The sequence below is a fragment of the Kitasatospora sp. NPDC004723 genome, assembly GCF_040609255.1.
Lineage (GTDB): Bacteria > Actinomycetota > Actinomycetes > Streptomycetales > Streptomycetaceae > Kitasatospora.
Window position 1 is genome coordinate 1 of record NZ_JBEXJT010000070.1, and the last position, 12,331, is coordinate 12,331.

Sequence of the window (12,331 nt, forward strand, 5' to 3'; positions counted from 1 at the left end):
CAGGAGGACGGCGCCGTCGCGGTTGAGGATGAGGGCCTGGTGGCCGAGGCGTCGGCGGGGCGGGTTGGTGAGGATGGCGGGGAGGTGGTGCAGCATGGGGTGCTCCTGTTGGGCGAGAGCCAGGTGAAGCAGGCGGGCAGTCCGGCGTAGATGCCGGCGGTGAGGATCAGCCCGGATATCAGCAACTGCGGTGCGAGCGGCCCGTTGTGGATGGGCCAGCAGACGGCCGCGGCGGCGAGGGTGGAGAGGGTGGCGACGCCGAGGACGGTGGCGAGCAGCTTCACGCCGCGTCGGCGACGCGGGGCCGGCTGGGGTGCTGGACGGTGGTGAAGCGGGGCTCGGCGAGGGCCTGGACGAACTCGGGCTTGGTGGTCCACTCGCACCCGCCGGATTCGGGGCGGAGGTAGACGAGCCCGGCGAGGGTGTCCATGTACACGGCCTCGATGGGCTTGCCGGAGAAGTCCCGGTGCCCGAGGTCCTGGACGACCTCGCCGACGGTGGGGGTGTAAACGGGCATGCGGGGGCGACTGGGCATGGGGGCTCCATTGGTTGCGCAGGGTCCCGGATCTCTCACGGGGTGTAGCCATAGTGGCCCGCGGCGGTTTACGATTGCCAGGGTCTAACCTTGACCGTTCCGACGGGTTAACTGGTGGCAGCCGCTATGACTGACGCCGAGATTGATGCAACGTCGACTCCCCTTATGCGCTTCGGAATAGAACTGCGCAGGATGAGGCGGGCCATGCGCTGGTCACAGGTGGAGCTTGGGCGCCGGATGGGCTACTCCGATGCCATGATCTCCTACGTCGAACGAGCGAAGAAGGCGGTAACCTCTAACTTCGCAGTCAAGGCTGATGAGGTTTTCGAAACCGGCGGCACCTTCTATGAGCTGTGGCGCCGGATCGCCAAGGCCAGCCTGCTGGAGGGGTTCCCCGAGTTCGCTGACGCGGAGGCTCGGTGTCGTCGTCTGAGGACCTTCGCGCTGACCGTCGTCACTGGACTTCTGCAAGTGCCGGAGTATGCGGAGGCCCTGGCGTTCGCAGCTGTCCAGCGTGGGGCGATCACGCAGGCGGAGGCCGAGGAGCGAGTGGACGTACTGGCCGTCCGGCAGCGGCTCCTGGTCAGGCAGAAGCTGCCGCTCATCCACGCAGTTCTGGACGAGAGTTGCCTCGCTCGGCCTGTAGGAGGGCGTGCCGTCATGCTGAAGCAGTTCGATCACATCGAGGAACTCGCTGCGCGGCCGAATGTCACGATCCAGGTGGCGCCATTCCGGTTGGGTGAGAACCTTCCCTTCGCTCTGCCGGTGACATTGTTGGACCTGCCGGACGGCTCGGTGGTCGGCTACGCCGAATCACACGCTAGAGGCCATCTCGAACGAGTCCGCGACGCGGTCACGGCCTGGGAGAGGCAGTACGATCAGCTAGTGGTTGAGGCGCTGCCCAAGACGGCGTCTCTGGCACTGATCGACAAGGCTCGAAGGGAGCTTGCCTCATGAACCCCGACCTGTCCGGCGCCACATGGTTCAAGTCGTCGTACTCTACGAACGGCGGCGAGTGCGTGGAGGTCTCCGCAAGCTTCCCGGGCGCCGTTCCCGTGCGTGACTCCAAGAACCCGGAGGGCCCGGCCCTCGTCTTCCCGGCCTCTGCCTGGCGCGCGTTCGTCGCCGGCGTGCAGGCGGGCGAGTTCGACACCGTCTGACGCAAGCTCACTGCTTGGGCCCCGACCGGATTCCCGGTCGGGGCCCGTTGCTTGTGGCGTCGCGCTACCGGCGCCGTGCGGCAGTTGCCCGAACCTCTGCCAGGGCGCGCCCACGGTCGACCGGCGGAGGCCGGAACCGGTCCGGAGCCAGCCGGACGTGCTCCTGCCAGGAGTCCTGCCAGAACTCCACGGTCCAGCCGGGCCATCGCTCCGCCATCTCGTACGCTTCGGCCGTCGCCCCGAGCACCCACCACCCGACCTGGCGCCGCGCCGGATCGATGTGGAGGCCGGCATCGGCGGGCACCCTGCACATCCCGTGCTCGGGGCCGCCCTGCAGCCGGTCGAGCAGTGCGGCGCCCTCCCGGACCGGATGGTCGGAGACGTTCGCCACCACGTAGCAGTGCTCCGAGCCGACGGTCACCACGATGACCGTCGGCTCGGGGTCCAACAGCTCCTCGTGCCCCGGTTCCAGCACCACTCCTCGAAAAGTGTCCCGCCCGCGATCACGCACAGGCTCCGGGTCCAGTCCCAGATAGGTCCGCAACTCGGCGGGACCGTCGTACATCCACCGCACGTCCCACCCCGGCCATGCGTCCCGCAGCAGTTCCAGGGTCGCGGCCCGGTACCGCATCACGGTGCTCGGCCCCTCCCAGGCGAACACCAGCAGCACCTTCCGGCCGAGGTCGATCAGCGCCGCTCCCTGGCAGTACACGTCGTCCAGCCACCACCCGTCCGCCCCCAGCCGCCGGACCGTCGAGAGCGTCTCGGCAGGTCCTGCCAGCAGGTCGAGATCAAGGCCCACCGCACCCCAGCGGTCGAGATACAGCTCGTACTCGCCGCTCTCGCGGACCACGACGAAGTTCGCTCGATCGGCCACGCGGCCAGCATGGCGGGCACCGGCAGCCGCACGCCACCCCATTGGCGTCCCATGGCCGGACCGCAGTGGTCTCTCGCATCAAATGGCGTTGGCCTGGGCCGATGGCGGCTCCTAGGATCCTCTGCATGGCAACAAGACTCGTGCAGATCAACATGAAGGCCCAGGACGACTCCGCGCTCGGCCGGTTCTGGGCGGAGGCCCTCGGCTGGGGTGTCGACAGCGAGGGACCCGGCGTGACCAACCTCGAACCCGTGGGTTTCGCCTACCCCGACCCCGTGGCCGTCTGCATCGACATTGTCGCCCGCCCGGAGCCCAAGACGGTGAAGAACCGGGTGCACATCGATCTGGCCACCACCTCGACCGCCCATCAGGCGGAGTTGGTCGAGCGCCTGAAGGCTCTCGGCGCGACGCTCGCCGACGTGGGCCAGGGCGACGTCCCCTGGACGGTCATGGCCGACCCGGAGGGCAACGAGTTCTGCGTCCTGGAGCCCCGCCCGGTCTACCAGGGCACCGGGCCGATCGCCGCGGTGGTGGTCGACTGCGCCGACCCGCGGGAGATGGCCCGGTTCTGGGGCCAGGCGATGGACTGGACGGTGCACGAGGTCACCGACGACACCGCGACCATGCGGTCCGCCACGGGCGTCGGCCCCTACCTGGAGTTCGTCCGAACCCCCGACAGCAAGAGCGTGTGGAACCGCGTCCACCTCGACGTCCGCCCCTACCCCGGTGACGACCCGGAAGCGGAAGCGGCCCGACTGCGTGCCCTGGGCGCGACCGACCCCGGCGGCTTCGACCCGTCCGCGGTCTCCTGGACGGTGCTGGCCGACCCGGAGGGCAACGAGTTCTGCCTCCTCAGCCCTCTCTGACCCGGGCCGGCGGCCATTCGACTCCGTCCGACGCACACTCACCGCGCTTGCCCCGACCGGTTTCCCGGTCGGGGCTCCGCTCAGCAGATCTCCGACAACGGCGAGGCCAGCGTCGCCTCGAGGTCGGCCGCGACAACAAGGGCCGCGAACGCGACGACACCGCGCTCGGGCGCGCGGAAGTGCCAGGCACGTCCGGTGAAGTCCGCGAGCTCGGCACCCGAGGAGTCCACGACGCGGTTCCGCGGGAATCGCGCCCTGGCGACGAACACGGTGTCACCGGCCTCCAGCCTGACGAACCGGCCTCGCGCCCCGAGGGTGCGCCTGCGGGTGAGGCGTCCCTTCACTCCGAGCAGGGAGACCTCGACCCCGCCCTTCACATGGCGCCGGGCCGGGTAGCCCGGCGGGCCCATGCCGTCCACCGAGAGGATCTCGGTGCCGTCCAGCACGAACTCCCAGCGCTCGATGGCGCCCCCGAGCGACACAGAGGCACCGACCGGTCCCCTGAAGACGGTGATCCTTCCCAGCGGCGAATCCAGTTCCGCAGCCGCCCGCCGTGACTTCACCGGATTTCGCCACGACCGGCGGCTCTCAACAGGCCGGAGTTCCATACCCGTTCCCTCCCCGTGGCCCACCCGTGCCGGGAGCCTTCAGGAGCTCTACCCACCTTGGGCCGACACGCCCGCGCACCCGATCCAGCTCGGCCTTCGGCACGGTCCGACATGATCTGACGGCGTGGGGCCCATGCCGCATCGGCAGGGGCCCCACGCCGTAGGGCCGGCGGCGCCTAGCGTCCGGCGTCGGCGGCCCTACAGCCCGGCATCACTTCAGGTGCCGGGCGAAGAAGCGGGCGCCCGCGTCGAGTTCGAAGTGCGGGACGCCGGTGTGCCCGCCCGTATTGGCGTGCAGCGTCTTCTCCTCGGACCCGAACGCGTCGAACAGGTCCAGTGCCGCCTGCCGGTCGTTCCCCTCGTCGTCCCACTGCAGGAGAACCTGCAACGGGACGGCGACCCGGCGGGCATCCTCGACGATCGCGGTGGGCACGAAGCTCCCGGCGAACAGGTTGGCGGCCGCGATGCGCGGCTCGACCACCGCCAGTCGGACGCCGATGGAGATCACGCCTCCCTCGTACCCCACCGGGCCGCCGATCTCCGGCAGTGACAGCAGGGCGTCCATGGCGGCCCGCCATTCCGGGACCGCCCTGTCGACGAGCGGGAGGACGAGCGCGTCCACGATCTCGTCGGTGACCGGCTCGCCGGCCTGCATCACCCGGCGCAGATCGGCGCGAGCCTGCTCGGCGGCGTCCCATCGGGGCCGGTCGCCGCTGCCGGGGAGTTCGATGGTGGCCGCGGCGAAGCCGTACTCCGCCGCGTAGTACCGGGCCCGCCCGGCGACCCGGGGGTACATCGTGCGCAGTCCGAGCGGAGGAAGGCCGATCAGGATCAGCGGGGCCGGCGCGGAGGCGGATCCGGGCGTCCACAGGATGCCGGGGATCTCGCCGAGGGTGAATTCGCGTTCGAGGACGCCGTCGTCGAGGAGGTTCTCGGAAGTGAAGTGCACGGTCGTGCCTTTCGGGAGTGCTCTGGAACGGCGCTCCCGGACGACCTATCGCCCGACCGTGGCCCCGGAGGGGAGCACCCATGTCGATACTGCGTTCACAGGTCCCACCTCCTCTTTCTCTCGCACGGCCTCCGGAAAGTTAGCAGTGATCGCCGCAGTTCGCCAAGCGGGTTTCTCGGCGCGACCTCCGCAGCCCGGGACACCGCCTTGCCGCAGCCGGGACCGGTCAGTCGAACAGGGCGTGCAGGGCCGACTCGGCGACCCGGGTCAGCTCCTCGCGGGTGCGTCCGGCGGCGGCCTGGACGGCGATGCCGTCGGAGACGGTGTGGACGAGTACGGCGAGGTCGGCCGGCTCGTGGCCGGGCGGCAGGTCGTCGGCCTGTTCCAGCCGTCGGCGCAGCGCCGCCTCCCCGGCCTTGCGGGCCGCGACCGCGTCGCGCCGCACCGGTTCGGCGTCGGGCCCGCCGGCCTGGACGCTCTTGACGCACAGGCAGCCGTGCGCCGTCTCCTGGCCGGTGGTGAGGTCGACGGCGCCGTGGACCAGGAGCCGGACGACCTCGCGGGTGGTGGGCGCCTCCAGCGCGGCGGAGGTGTAGCCGCCGGGGCCTTCGAGGTAGCGGGCGAGGACCTTGCCGAAGAGCTCCTCCTTGTTGCCGAAGGCCGCGTAGAGGCTGGGCTTGTTGATGCCCATGGCGGTGGTGAGGTCGATCAGCGAGGTGCCCTCGTAGCCCTGCCGCCAGAAGACCTCCAGGGCTCGGTCGAGGGCGGTGTCGGCGTCGAACGAGCGTGGGCGTCCGCCGGGCATGGTGTCCTCCGTGCTCCCCGGAAAGTTTTTTACCTATCGGTACATTACCCCTTGCGCCCCCGCCCGCCCCCGCCCTAGTTTCTTACCGATAGGTACATAACTAGGGGGTACAGCATGATCCGAGTCGGAGTGGTCGGGGCGAGCGGATGGGCGGACGGCTCGCACCTGCCCGCGCTCAAGGGACTCCCCGAGTACGAGGTGACCGCGGTCGCGACGACCAACCAGGCCAGCGCCGACCGTGTGGCCAAGGCACACGGCGTCCCGCACGCCTTCGCCGACGCCGCCATGCTCGCCGCCCACCCGGACGTCGACCTGGTCGTCGTCTCGGTGCGGGTGACCCGGCACGCCGCGGTGATCCGCGCCGCGCTGGAGGCGGGCAAGCACGTCGTGTCCGAGTGGCCGCTGGCCGTCGGCGAACAGGAGGCGCGTGAACTGACCGACGCCGCCGAGGCAGCGGGCGTGAGCCACGCGGTCGTCCTCCAGGGTCACCATTCCCCGAGCGTCAGGTTCGTCGCCGACCTGGTCGCCGAGGGCCGGATCGGCACGCTCGAATCGGCGGCGCTCATCGCCGCGGGCGACCCCTTCGGCGGCACCAGCATCCCGGCCGACCTGGCCTGGAGCCTCGACGCCGCCGCCGGGAACTCCATCCTCACCATCATGGCGGGCCACTTCCTGGCGACCCTGGAACGGGTCGCGGGCCGGTTCACCGAGGTCTCGGCCCGACTTCCCCGCCTGCACGAACGCGTCCGGGTCGCCGGCACGGAGCGCACCGAGGCCAACGGGGCACCCGACCAAGTGCTGCTGCACGGGCTGCTGGAGAGCGGCGCCACCGCTTCGGCGACCATCCACGGCGGCCACGCGCGGGTCGCGGACGGGTTCCTGCTCAAGCTCGCCGGCAGCACCGGCACCCTCACCGCCACCCCCGCGGACGGGGCGGCGTACATCCACTGGGGCGACTGGGAGATCCGGGTCGACGGCGAACTCCTGGCGGTGCCGGACTCCTACCGGACCGTACCGGCGAGCGTCCCGGCGGGCACGCCCGCCCATATCGCGGCCCTCTACCAGGACGTCGCCGCCGCCATCACCGAGGGGCGCCGTCCCGACCCCGACTTCGCGGACGGCCTGCGTTACCACCGGCTGCTCGCCGCCATCGAACGCTCGGCGGCCACGGCGAGCCCGCAGCAGGTTCCGTGAGCTGCGCGGCGGCGCCCCCGAAATCTCGAAATCCGGGGCGAGTGCCGGTCGCGTCGCGACTCGATCGGGAGAAGAATGGACACGCGGGGAGTTCGGGCGACTCCGGAGCGTGACGGCCGTCACCTGCCTGCCCGCCACCATTCGCGATCCGATCAAGGAGGTGGCGCCATGGCCACCGACCATACGATCAACGTCAGGTTCTTCAACCGCTGGGGCAGTGCGATCGACAAGGTCGTGATCAAGTTCAGCGCATCGAAGAGCGGCATTGAGACCAGCACCTACGAGATCCCCCACATGGAGGACGGGACCGACGCCGGACCGTTCCTTCGGCACTACCAGACAGGTGCCTTCTCGGAGGAATTCGACTACTGGTACGTCGAATTCGTCTCGGAGAGCGGCTCGTCGGGCAAGTTCTGGTGCAAGAACAACTTCTCCTGCGTGCTCGACAAGGACGTCAACAACGACCGCGAGGCGCACTTCTGGATCGGCGGCGCCAAGCAGGAGGCCTACACCGGTTTTCCCGAGGGCTCCAGTGGCTGGGAGGACGGCTACAACGGCACGCCCTCCAATGATCCAGGATCGAACTACACCTGCTACGTGAGCCTGGAACACTCCTAGCGTCCAGTCGCGTCGACCTCATCCTGAGCGGCCCGTCTCTCCCGGCGGATCGGCAGGCCCGGAGGATCGGTAGGCCCGGCTCGCGCCCGTAGACTCGGGCGCGAGCCGGACGGGGAGAGGATCGATGGACTACTGTCGCCACGAGTTGAGCAACTGCGCGGACTGCGCCCCGCCGGCGCGGGCGGTCGCTACCCCGCCGGGCACCGAGTGGGACGGCTGGCCGCCGTCGGCGATCATCATCCACGCCAGCCGGAAGGCCCACCTGCCCGGCTGCCCCCACATCGTCCCGGCCGACGTGCAACCCCCGGTCTACGGGTGGGTGTTGGACCCAGCCCCGGGCGCTTGGCGCCGGCTCTCCGACTCCGGCCCGCTGCACGCCACCGCGGGAAACCTCAAGCGCTCCGCCGTGAGCCGCTGCCAGGACTGCGACGCCAGCCGGTAGGGCCGGGGCCCATCAGCTCCGGGCGGCCCGGCGCGACCTGTCCGCGTCACGCACCGCGCGCTCGGCCCGCACCGGATTCCCCTTCTCGTCGTACGGGACGAGGCTGAACGTCCGCAGGCCGAGCCGGTCGAGGGCCCTGAGCCCCGCCACGTTGCCGACCCGCTCGGGCCCGACCCCCAGGGCGGCAGCGATCAGACCCCGCATCGGCCACAGCCGCGTCCCGATCAGCACCCCGTGGGTCGCGACCTCGCCCGGCTCCTGGTCCGACGTCACAGTGGCGATCTGCTCCGACGAGAGCGTCCGCTTCTCCGCGGGGTCCCGAAGCGATATCTCGACCGACCTCACGGCACATCCCTCCCGACCTACGACTGTCGCGCCGACCCTACCGCGCCGCCCGACGCCATGACGTCCGCGATGTGCGACCGGAGCCGAAGCCGACGTCCAGCAGCCGCGTGCGGGGGACCACCGGGAACGGTCAGGGCTTCCGGTTCCTCTTCCTCAGGACGCTTCCGCGCCATCCGAGGATGAGTCCCACGAGCGGAAGGGACGTCAGGCTCTCGCCGTCGGGCAGGAGCCACACGCTGAGGACTGCGACAACAACAAGGATCACGAGCGCTTCCACCCGGAATCGTCGATCGCTGAAAGGATCCCAGCGAGGTTGCCCGACCGGACCCTCGTCCTGCTCGCCGCTGCGCCCCGGATCGTCCATGGCCGGCCCCCTCTCCCTCGGTTCGCCGAGCGGGTACTTCGATCCCATTCCCTCGGACACACATCGCTACAACAGCGTCATGAGCGGCGAATCCATGAAGTGGTCCAGCCCTCCCCACTCGAAAACGCAGATGGCACCGATGACGTCCCCGGACGACACCGTCTCCTGCCACTGACCCGAGACCCGGTGTGAGAGGAGGTTCTCCTGCCCGTCCAGCACCCTCACGCCGAGCCCTTGCGGCCTGAAGCTGATGGACCCGCCCGGGGTCTCGAAGACGACGTACCGGCTGCCGGGCCTGAACGTCCGCCGGCCGGAGACCTTCAGCTCGGCACCGCGGAGAGTGCCGTGGACCGCCTTCGAGATCCTCCGGCGTGCCGCGAGGCCCGGCACGGCGATGTCCCGCAGGACGATGAGTTCGACTCCCGCGAGGGTGATCACCCACTCCTCCCACCCGTCCCACTGCGCCTCGACGCCACCCTGTGTCGCCCGCCCCCGGAGGAGCACGGCCTCGCCCAGAGCCGTCTGCGCACTCGCACAGCGCTTGCGCTCCTTGGCAGGCGACTGCCATTCCCCGAACCCGACGTGCCGTTCGAACTTCATGAGATCCGTTCGCCCCCGCCCCGGTGGTAGGTCCACATCTCGACCATCAAACCGTCGTGGAGCCGGATCAGCCAGATGAGATGGGTGTCGATCGTGCCCGGGCGACGTCGTGGCCGACGCCGCCGACCACCGACAAGGTCCCGGGCCCCTGCAAGATCAGTCCCACAATCCCAGACGCTTGAGACGACGCTGCCGGAGCCGCTCCGAGGTCGCCGTGAGACCGAAGACCAGCCCCATGAGCAGCCCGAAGATCACAGCGAGCAGGGCGTTCGGCTCCTGGAGTGACAGCAACAAGAAGAAGAGGGTGAAGAACACAGCGGTGCAGAGGCCAGTGCCGACCGGGTGTCGGGCCACCCATTTCTGGATCCGCGTCGGATGCCGCTGCCCACCCATGGCCCGGTCCCAAGCCCAGAACCGATTCGCCGCAGAACGCCGCCGGTTCTGCTCGCCAGGAGGATCTGGCGGGCCGATCGGATGCCTCCCGAGGCCGGGCTGCGGGCCAGGTGTGTTGGGAGGCTCAGGGTCCCCGCCGCCGTCCTGTCCCGTACGGATGAGAGACACAAGATAGCGGAGGAGAGCCATCGTCGCCGTGGCGAGCATTCCTCCGACTCCGGCCCGGGCCGTGGTTCCCACGAGGGAGTCGGTGGGCAGCATGCCGACCCAGTAGAGGCTGAGCACCACCAGGACGGTGAAGCACAGGACCGCTGCGAGTGCTCTTGCCAAGCGGGAGTGGATCATCGTGCTACCTCCGGATCTCGCGCCGCCGCGAAGGTGAGTGCTCCGAGTCCAGCCTGACGAAGGACCCTTTGCAAGGGAACGGGACCGGTCGGCCCTCTCCCGGACCGTACGCCGTCGCCATGCCGTCGTCCTCTCTGCCGGAAGCGGTGTTGCCCGGCAGCCGACCGGTGGGCGGCTGCCGGGCAGTGTTCTCGTTCAGTTCAGTTCCGCACGGAGCCGGATCAGTGGCTTGCTGGCCTCAAGGCCGTCAGATGGACTGCCACCAGTCGAACACCGTCACCAGTGACTTCTTGACCGCGCATGGGAAGTTGTGCCCCGCTACCAAGAAGCAGGCTGAGCATACGACCAACAGGGCCAGCGAAAGGGTGATGACGAAGACTCCGGGAGTCACGCCGGCGACCACGAACAGGAAGGCTGAGAGAGCGGCCATGAATCCTATGCCTGCAAGGCTGTACTTCAGCGCACTCCACCCTGAAACGGCATGGATCGGACCGTCCAACGGTTCGGCCCTGACGACGAGGTGCCTGTTCGAGCCGCAGAGTTCGCGATCAACCATGAAACCTCCAGGCGCCGGCGCTGTCGGGCGGACCGGGATCTCCCGACCGACAGGGTACGCCGTCAGTATGACCGCGTGGCGTTGCACTTGAGCTGGCGGCTGATCTGCTCGGCCGTGCGGGCTCCCTTGCGGGTCCAGTACTGACCGGGCGTCTGGACATCTGCGGCCTTCTCCGTGTCGACCACTCCTGCCGAATCGGCGAGAGCGGAGCGGTAGCCGACTTCCAGGAGCTTCGGAAGGGCCGGCACCTCCTCATGGACCTTCCGCTCGGCGAAGCCTGTCGGCACCCAGGCCGAGCGCCCGGAGCCCGACGCTCCCAGGACCACGACCCTCCCCGCGCCCGCTTCGGGCACCGTAGGGCGTGCGGCAGCGAACAGCTCCCGACGCTTGCCGGTCACATCAGCGCCGCTTATCTCAGTGATCGATTCACCCTGGCAGAGCGGAACGAACACCTCGACCTGTCCCGTGGACACCCGGAAGCCGAGGTAGGGCGGCTCCGGGTCCGACATGAAGCAGCCGCTCAACGCCATTGCGCCGATCGCTCCGAGCCCGGCCAGGATGGTGCGCCTCAAGGGCATCGGTACTCCCCAAGCTGAAGATTGGCCTGGCGCTCACACGCCGGCCTTGCGGTGTTCGGCCAACGCACGCTCCATGAGCGCCACCCAGAGCCCCGGAAACGCGCAACACACGATGTAGAGGCGCCGAAGACGATGAAGACCAAGAGGAATCTGGCTTTCACGGACAACACTTCCTGAACTGGAGCAGGGACGGGAACTGAACCACCGGGGACCGGCCGGGCCCGGGAGCGGTCAGTACGGTCAACGGACCGTGGGCTGCTCCCGATCCCGGCGGTTTCGATCGAATGACGATGAATCGCATGCGACTCATATTTCGGTCAAATCTTGGACCTTGTCGTACGGCTGCGGGAATTTGGTCTCTCGGGCGTCCTTGCCGCCCATAGGGCGAACAGTCGGAAACCTCCTGGGCCGGTGGAATTGTCCGACGGCGGCCCAGGATCTGGATTTCCTTCCTCCATTTATAGTGGGAATCGGCGGCTTAGCGGAAGGGGAATTGCCGGTCCCTTCGTTCGCGGGCCGCACCGCACGGGCCTCGACCGGTTTCCCGGTCGGGGCCTGCCGACACGGCATCAGGGAGATCCGTATGGCCGACCACTTCCCGTACCGCATCGGGACCAGGAGAGGGGACTTGACGGTGATCTGGCGGTCCGGGGACGGCGATGAGCCCGATCGGCTCGCCGTGGACGAACTCGGGCGCCTGCTCGCGTTCCGGGAGCGCGCGCCGCTGCAGGAATGCTGTGATCGCAACGGCTGGGAGCTCATCTGGGAGGGCGAGGGCGACCTCGATCTGCTCGTCGTGCGGCGGTGGGCCGAGCGGCCGGACCTCGACTCCGCCTCGGCGGGACTGCTGCTGGAGGCCTGGAACTTCTTCGAGGACCTCGCCCGCAGCGTGCGGGCCGACCCGTCCCTTCCCGCCCAAGGACCGGTCCACGACAGCGCCTACGAGAAGATCTTCGGCGGCAGGGCCCTCGATCCGGCCGGCGGCGACGAGGCCTGGACGGTCGAGGAGACCGCGGCCGTGCGCGAACTCCTCCGCGCGGGGCTGGACCTCTGGGAACGGGCCGTGCGCGGGGCCGCCGCCGACTGATCGAAGCCG

17 protein-coding genes are annotated in these 12,331 nt (G+C 69.4%); 7 read left to right on the forward strand and 10 right to left on the reverse strand.

Annotated elements, in window-relative coordinates; genetic code table 11:
* Nucleotides 1–280 precede the first annotated feature (280 nt).
* Nucleotides 281–535 (reverse strand): hypothetical protein, encoded by a 255-nt coding sequence (locus ABZW10_RS36750; protein ID WP_355375414.1) that lies wholly within the window; start codon nt 533–535, stop codon nt 281–283.
* Between the two features lie 126 nt (nt 536–661).
* Here ABZW10_RS36750 and ABZW10_RS36755 point away from each other — a divergent pair, with 126 nt between their 5' ends.
* Together ABZW10_RS36755 and ABZW10_RS36760 are read left to right on the forward strand one after the other, a co-directional pair.
* Nucleotides 662–1,492, forward strand: coding sequence for a helix-turn-helix transcriptional regulator (locus tag ABZW10_RS36755; protein ID WP_355375417.1), 831 nt, complete (start codon nt 662–664; stop codon nt 1,490–1,492).
* Nucleotides 1,489–1,695, forward strand: a complete 207-nt coding sequence (locus ABZW10_RS36760) for a DUF397 domain-containing protein (protein ID WP_355375420.1) — start codon at nt 1,489–1,491, stop codon at nt 1,693–1,695. Before ABZW10_RS36755 ends, ABZW10_RS36760 begins: the two co-directional genes overlap by 4 nt.
* A gap of 64 nt (nt 1,696–1,759) precedes the next feature.
* Here ABZW10_RS36760 and ABZW10_RS36765 read toward each other — a convergent pair whose 3' ends face one another.
* Nucleotides 1,760–2,572 (reverse strand): hypothetical protein, encoded by an 813-nt coding sequence (locus tag ABZW10_RS36765; protein ID WP_355375423.1) that lies wholly within the window; start codon nt 2,570–2,572, stop codon nt 1,760–1,762.
* 125 nt (nt 2,573–2,697) lie between these two features.
* On the opposite strand from ABZW10_RS36765, the gene ABZW10_RS36770 reads away from it, so the two are divergent.
* Complete coding sequence (locus ABZW10_RS36770; RefSeq protein WP_355375426.1) at nt 2,698–3,438, forward strand: VOC family protein; 741 nt, start codon at nt 2,698–2,700, stop codon at nt 3,436–3,438.
* Between the two features lie 80 nt (nt 3,439–3,518).
* Here ABZW10_RS36770 and ABZW10_RS36775 read toward each other — a convergent pair whose 3' ends face one another.
* The 3 genes from ABZW10_RS36775 to ABZW10_RS36785 form a co-directional block, all read right to left on the reverse strand.
* Nucleotides 3,519–3,920: a hypothetical protein gene (locus ABZW10_RS36775; protein ID WP_355375429.1), complete on the reverse strand. Its 402-nt coding sequence runs from the start codon at nt 3,918–3,920 to the stop codon at nt 3,519–3,521.
* 337 nt (nt 3,921–4,257) lie between these two features.
* Nucleotides 4,258–4,995, reverse strand: a complete 738-nt coding sequence (locus ABZW10_RS36780; RefSeq protein ID WP_355375431.1) for an alpha/beta hydrolase — start codon at nt 4,993–4,995, stop codon at nt 4,258–4,260.
* A 226-nt stretch (nt 4,996–5,221) separates the two neighbouring features.
* Nucleotides 5,222–5,800, reverse strand: coding sequence for a TetR/AcrR family transcriptional regulator (locus ABZW10_RS36785; protein ID WP_355375433.1), 579 nt, complete (start codon nt 5,798–5,800; stop codon nt 5,222–5,224).
* Nucleotides 5,801–5,914: 114 nt separating this feature from the next.
* Here ABZW10_RS36785 and ABZW10_RS36790 point away from each other — a divergent pair, with 114 nt between their 5' ends.
* The 3 genes from ABZW10_RS36790 to ABZW10_RS36800 all read left to right on the forward strand — a co-directional run bounded on the left by ABZW10_RS36790 (nt 5,915) and on the right by ABZW10_RS36800 (nt 8,054).
* Nucleotides 5,915–6,994 (forward strand): Gfo/Idh/MocA family oxidoreductase, encoded by a 1,080-nt coding sequence (locus tag ABZW10_RS36790; protein WP_355375436.1) that lies wholly within the window; start codon nt 5,915–5,917, stop codon nt 6,992–6,994.
* A gap of 168 nt (nt 6,995–7,162) precedes the next feature.
* A complete protein-coding gene (locus ABZW10_RS36795) occupies nt 7,163–7,612 on the forward strand; it encodes a hypothetical protein (protein ID WP_355375439.1) in 450 nt (149 codons plus the stop codon).
* 124 nt (nt 7,613–7,736) lie between these two features.
* Complete coding sequence (locus tag ABZW10_RS36800; RefSeq protein ID WP_355375442.1) at nt 7,737–8,054, forward strand: hypothetical protein; 318 nt, start codon at nt 7,737–7,739, stop codon at nt 8,052–8,054.
* Nucleotides 8,055–8,066: 12 nt separating this feature from the next.
* Here the strand turns inward: ABZW10_RS36800 and ABZW10_RS36805 are convergent, their stop codons facing one another.
* The 5 genes from ABZW10_RS36805 to ABZW10_RS36825 form a co-directional block, all read right to left on the reverse strand.
* A complete protein-coding gene (locus tag ABZW10_RS36805; RefSeq protein ID WP_355375445.1) occupies nt 8,067–8,327 on the reverse strand; it encodes a hypothetical protein in 261 nt (86 codons plus the stop codon).
* A 502-nt stretch (nt 8,328–8,829) separates the two neighbouring features.
* Nucleotides 8,830–9,363 carry a hypothetical protein gene (locus ABZW10_RS36810; RefSeq protein WP_355375447.1) on the reverse strand — a complete coding sequence of 178 codons (534 nt, stop codon included), beginning with the start codon at nt 9,361–9,363 and terminating at the stop codon, nt 8,830–8,832.
* Between the two features lie 156 nt (nt 9,364–9,519).
* Nucleotides 9,520–10,101, reverse strand: a complete 582-nt coding sequence (locus ABZW10_RS36815; RefSeq protein WP_355375450.1) for a hypothetical protein — start codon at nt 10,099–10,101, stop codon at nt 9,520–9,522.
* 247 nt (nt 10,102–10,348) lie between these two features.
* Nucleotides 10,349–10,657: a hypothetical protein gene (locus ABZW10_RS36820; RefSeq protein WP_355375453.1), complete on the reverse strand. Its 309-nt coding sequence runs from the start codon at nt 10,655–10,657 to the stop codon at nt 10,349–10,351.
* Between the two features lie 62 nt (nt 10,658–10,719).
* On the reverse strand, nt 10,720–11,229 hold the full coding sequence (locus ABZW10_RS36825; RefSeq protein WP_355375456.1) for a hypothetical protein: 510 nt from the start codon (nt 11,227–11,229) through the stop codon (nt 10,720–10,722).
* Nucleotides 11,230–11,818: 589 nt separating this feature from the next.
* Between ABZW10_RS36825 and ABZW10_RS36830 the strand changes: the two genes are divergently transcribed.
* Nucleotides 11,819–12,322, forward strand: a complete 504-nt coding sequence (locus ABZW10_RS36830) for a hypothetical protein (RefSeq protein WP_355375458.1) — start codon at nt 11,819–11,821, stop codon at nt 12,320–12,322.
* Nucleotides 12,323–12,331: the final 9 nt, after the last annotated feature.

Coding starts and splice junctions, on each gene's coding strand:
- ABZW10_RS36750 (WP_355375414.1), bottom strand. CDS start 535: ATGCCCAGTCGCCCCCGCATGCCCGTTTACACCCCCACCGTCGGCGAG.
- ABZW10_RS36755 (WP_355375417.1), top strand. CDS start 662: ATGACTGACGCCGAGATTGATGCAACGTCGACTCCCCTTATGCGCTTC.
- ABZW10_RS36760 (WP_355375420.1), top strand. CDS start 1,489: ATGAACCCCGACCTGTCCGGCGCCACATGGTTCAAGTCGTCGTACTCT.
- ABZW10_RS36770 (WP_355375426.1), top strand. CDS start 2,698: ATGGCAACAAGACTCGTGCAGATCAACATGAAGGCCCAGGACGACTCC.
- ABZW10_RS36785 (WP_355375433.1), bottom strand. CDS start 5,800: ATGCCCGGCGGACGCCCACGCTCGTTCGACGCCGACACCGCCCTCGAC.
- ABZW10_RS36790 (WP_355375436.1), top strand. CDS start 5,915: ATGATCCGAGTCGGAGTGGTCGGGGCGAGCGGATGGGCGGACGGCTCG.
- ABZW10_RS36795 (WP_355375439.1), top strand. CDS start 7,163: ATGGCCACCGACCATACGATCAACGTCAGGTTCTTCAACCGCTGGGGC.
- ABZW10_RS36800 (WP_355375442.1), top strand. CDS start 7,737: ATGGACTACTGTCGCCACGAGTTGAGCAACTGCGCGGACTGCGCCCCG.
- ABZW10_RS36810 (WP_355375447.1), bottom strand. CDS start 9,363: ATGAAGTTCGAACGGCACGTCGGGTTCGGGGAATGGCAGTCGCCTGCC.
- ABZW10_RS36815 (WP_355375450.1), bottom strand. CDS start 10,101: ATGATCCACTCCCGCTTGGCAAGAGCACTCGCAGCGGTCCTGTGCTTC.
- ABZW10_RS36820 (WP_355375453.1), bottom strand. CDS start 10,657: ATGGTTGATCGCGAACTCTGCGGCTCGAACAGGCACCTCGTCGTCAGG.
- ABZW10_RS36830 (WP_355375458.1), top strand. CDS start 11,819: ATGGCCGACCACTTCCCGTACCGCATCGGGACCAGGAGAGGGGACTTG.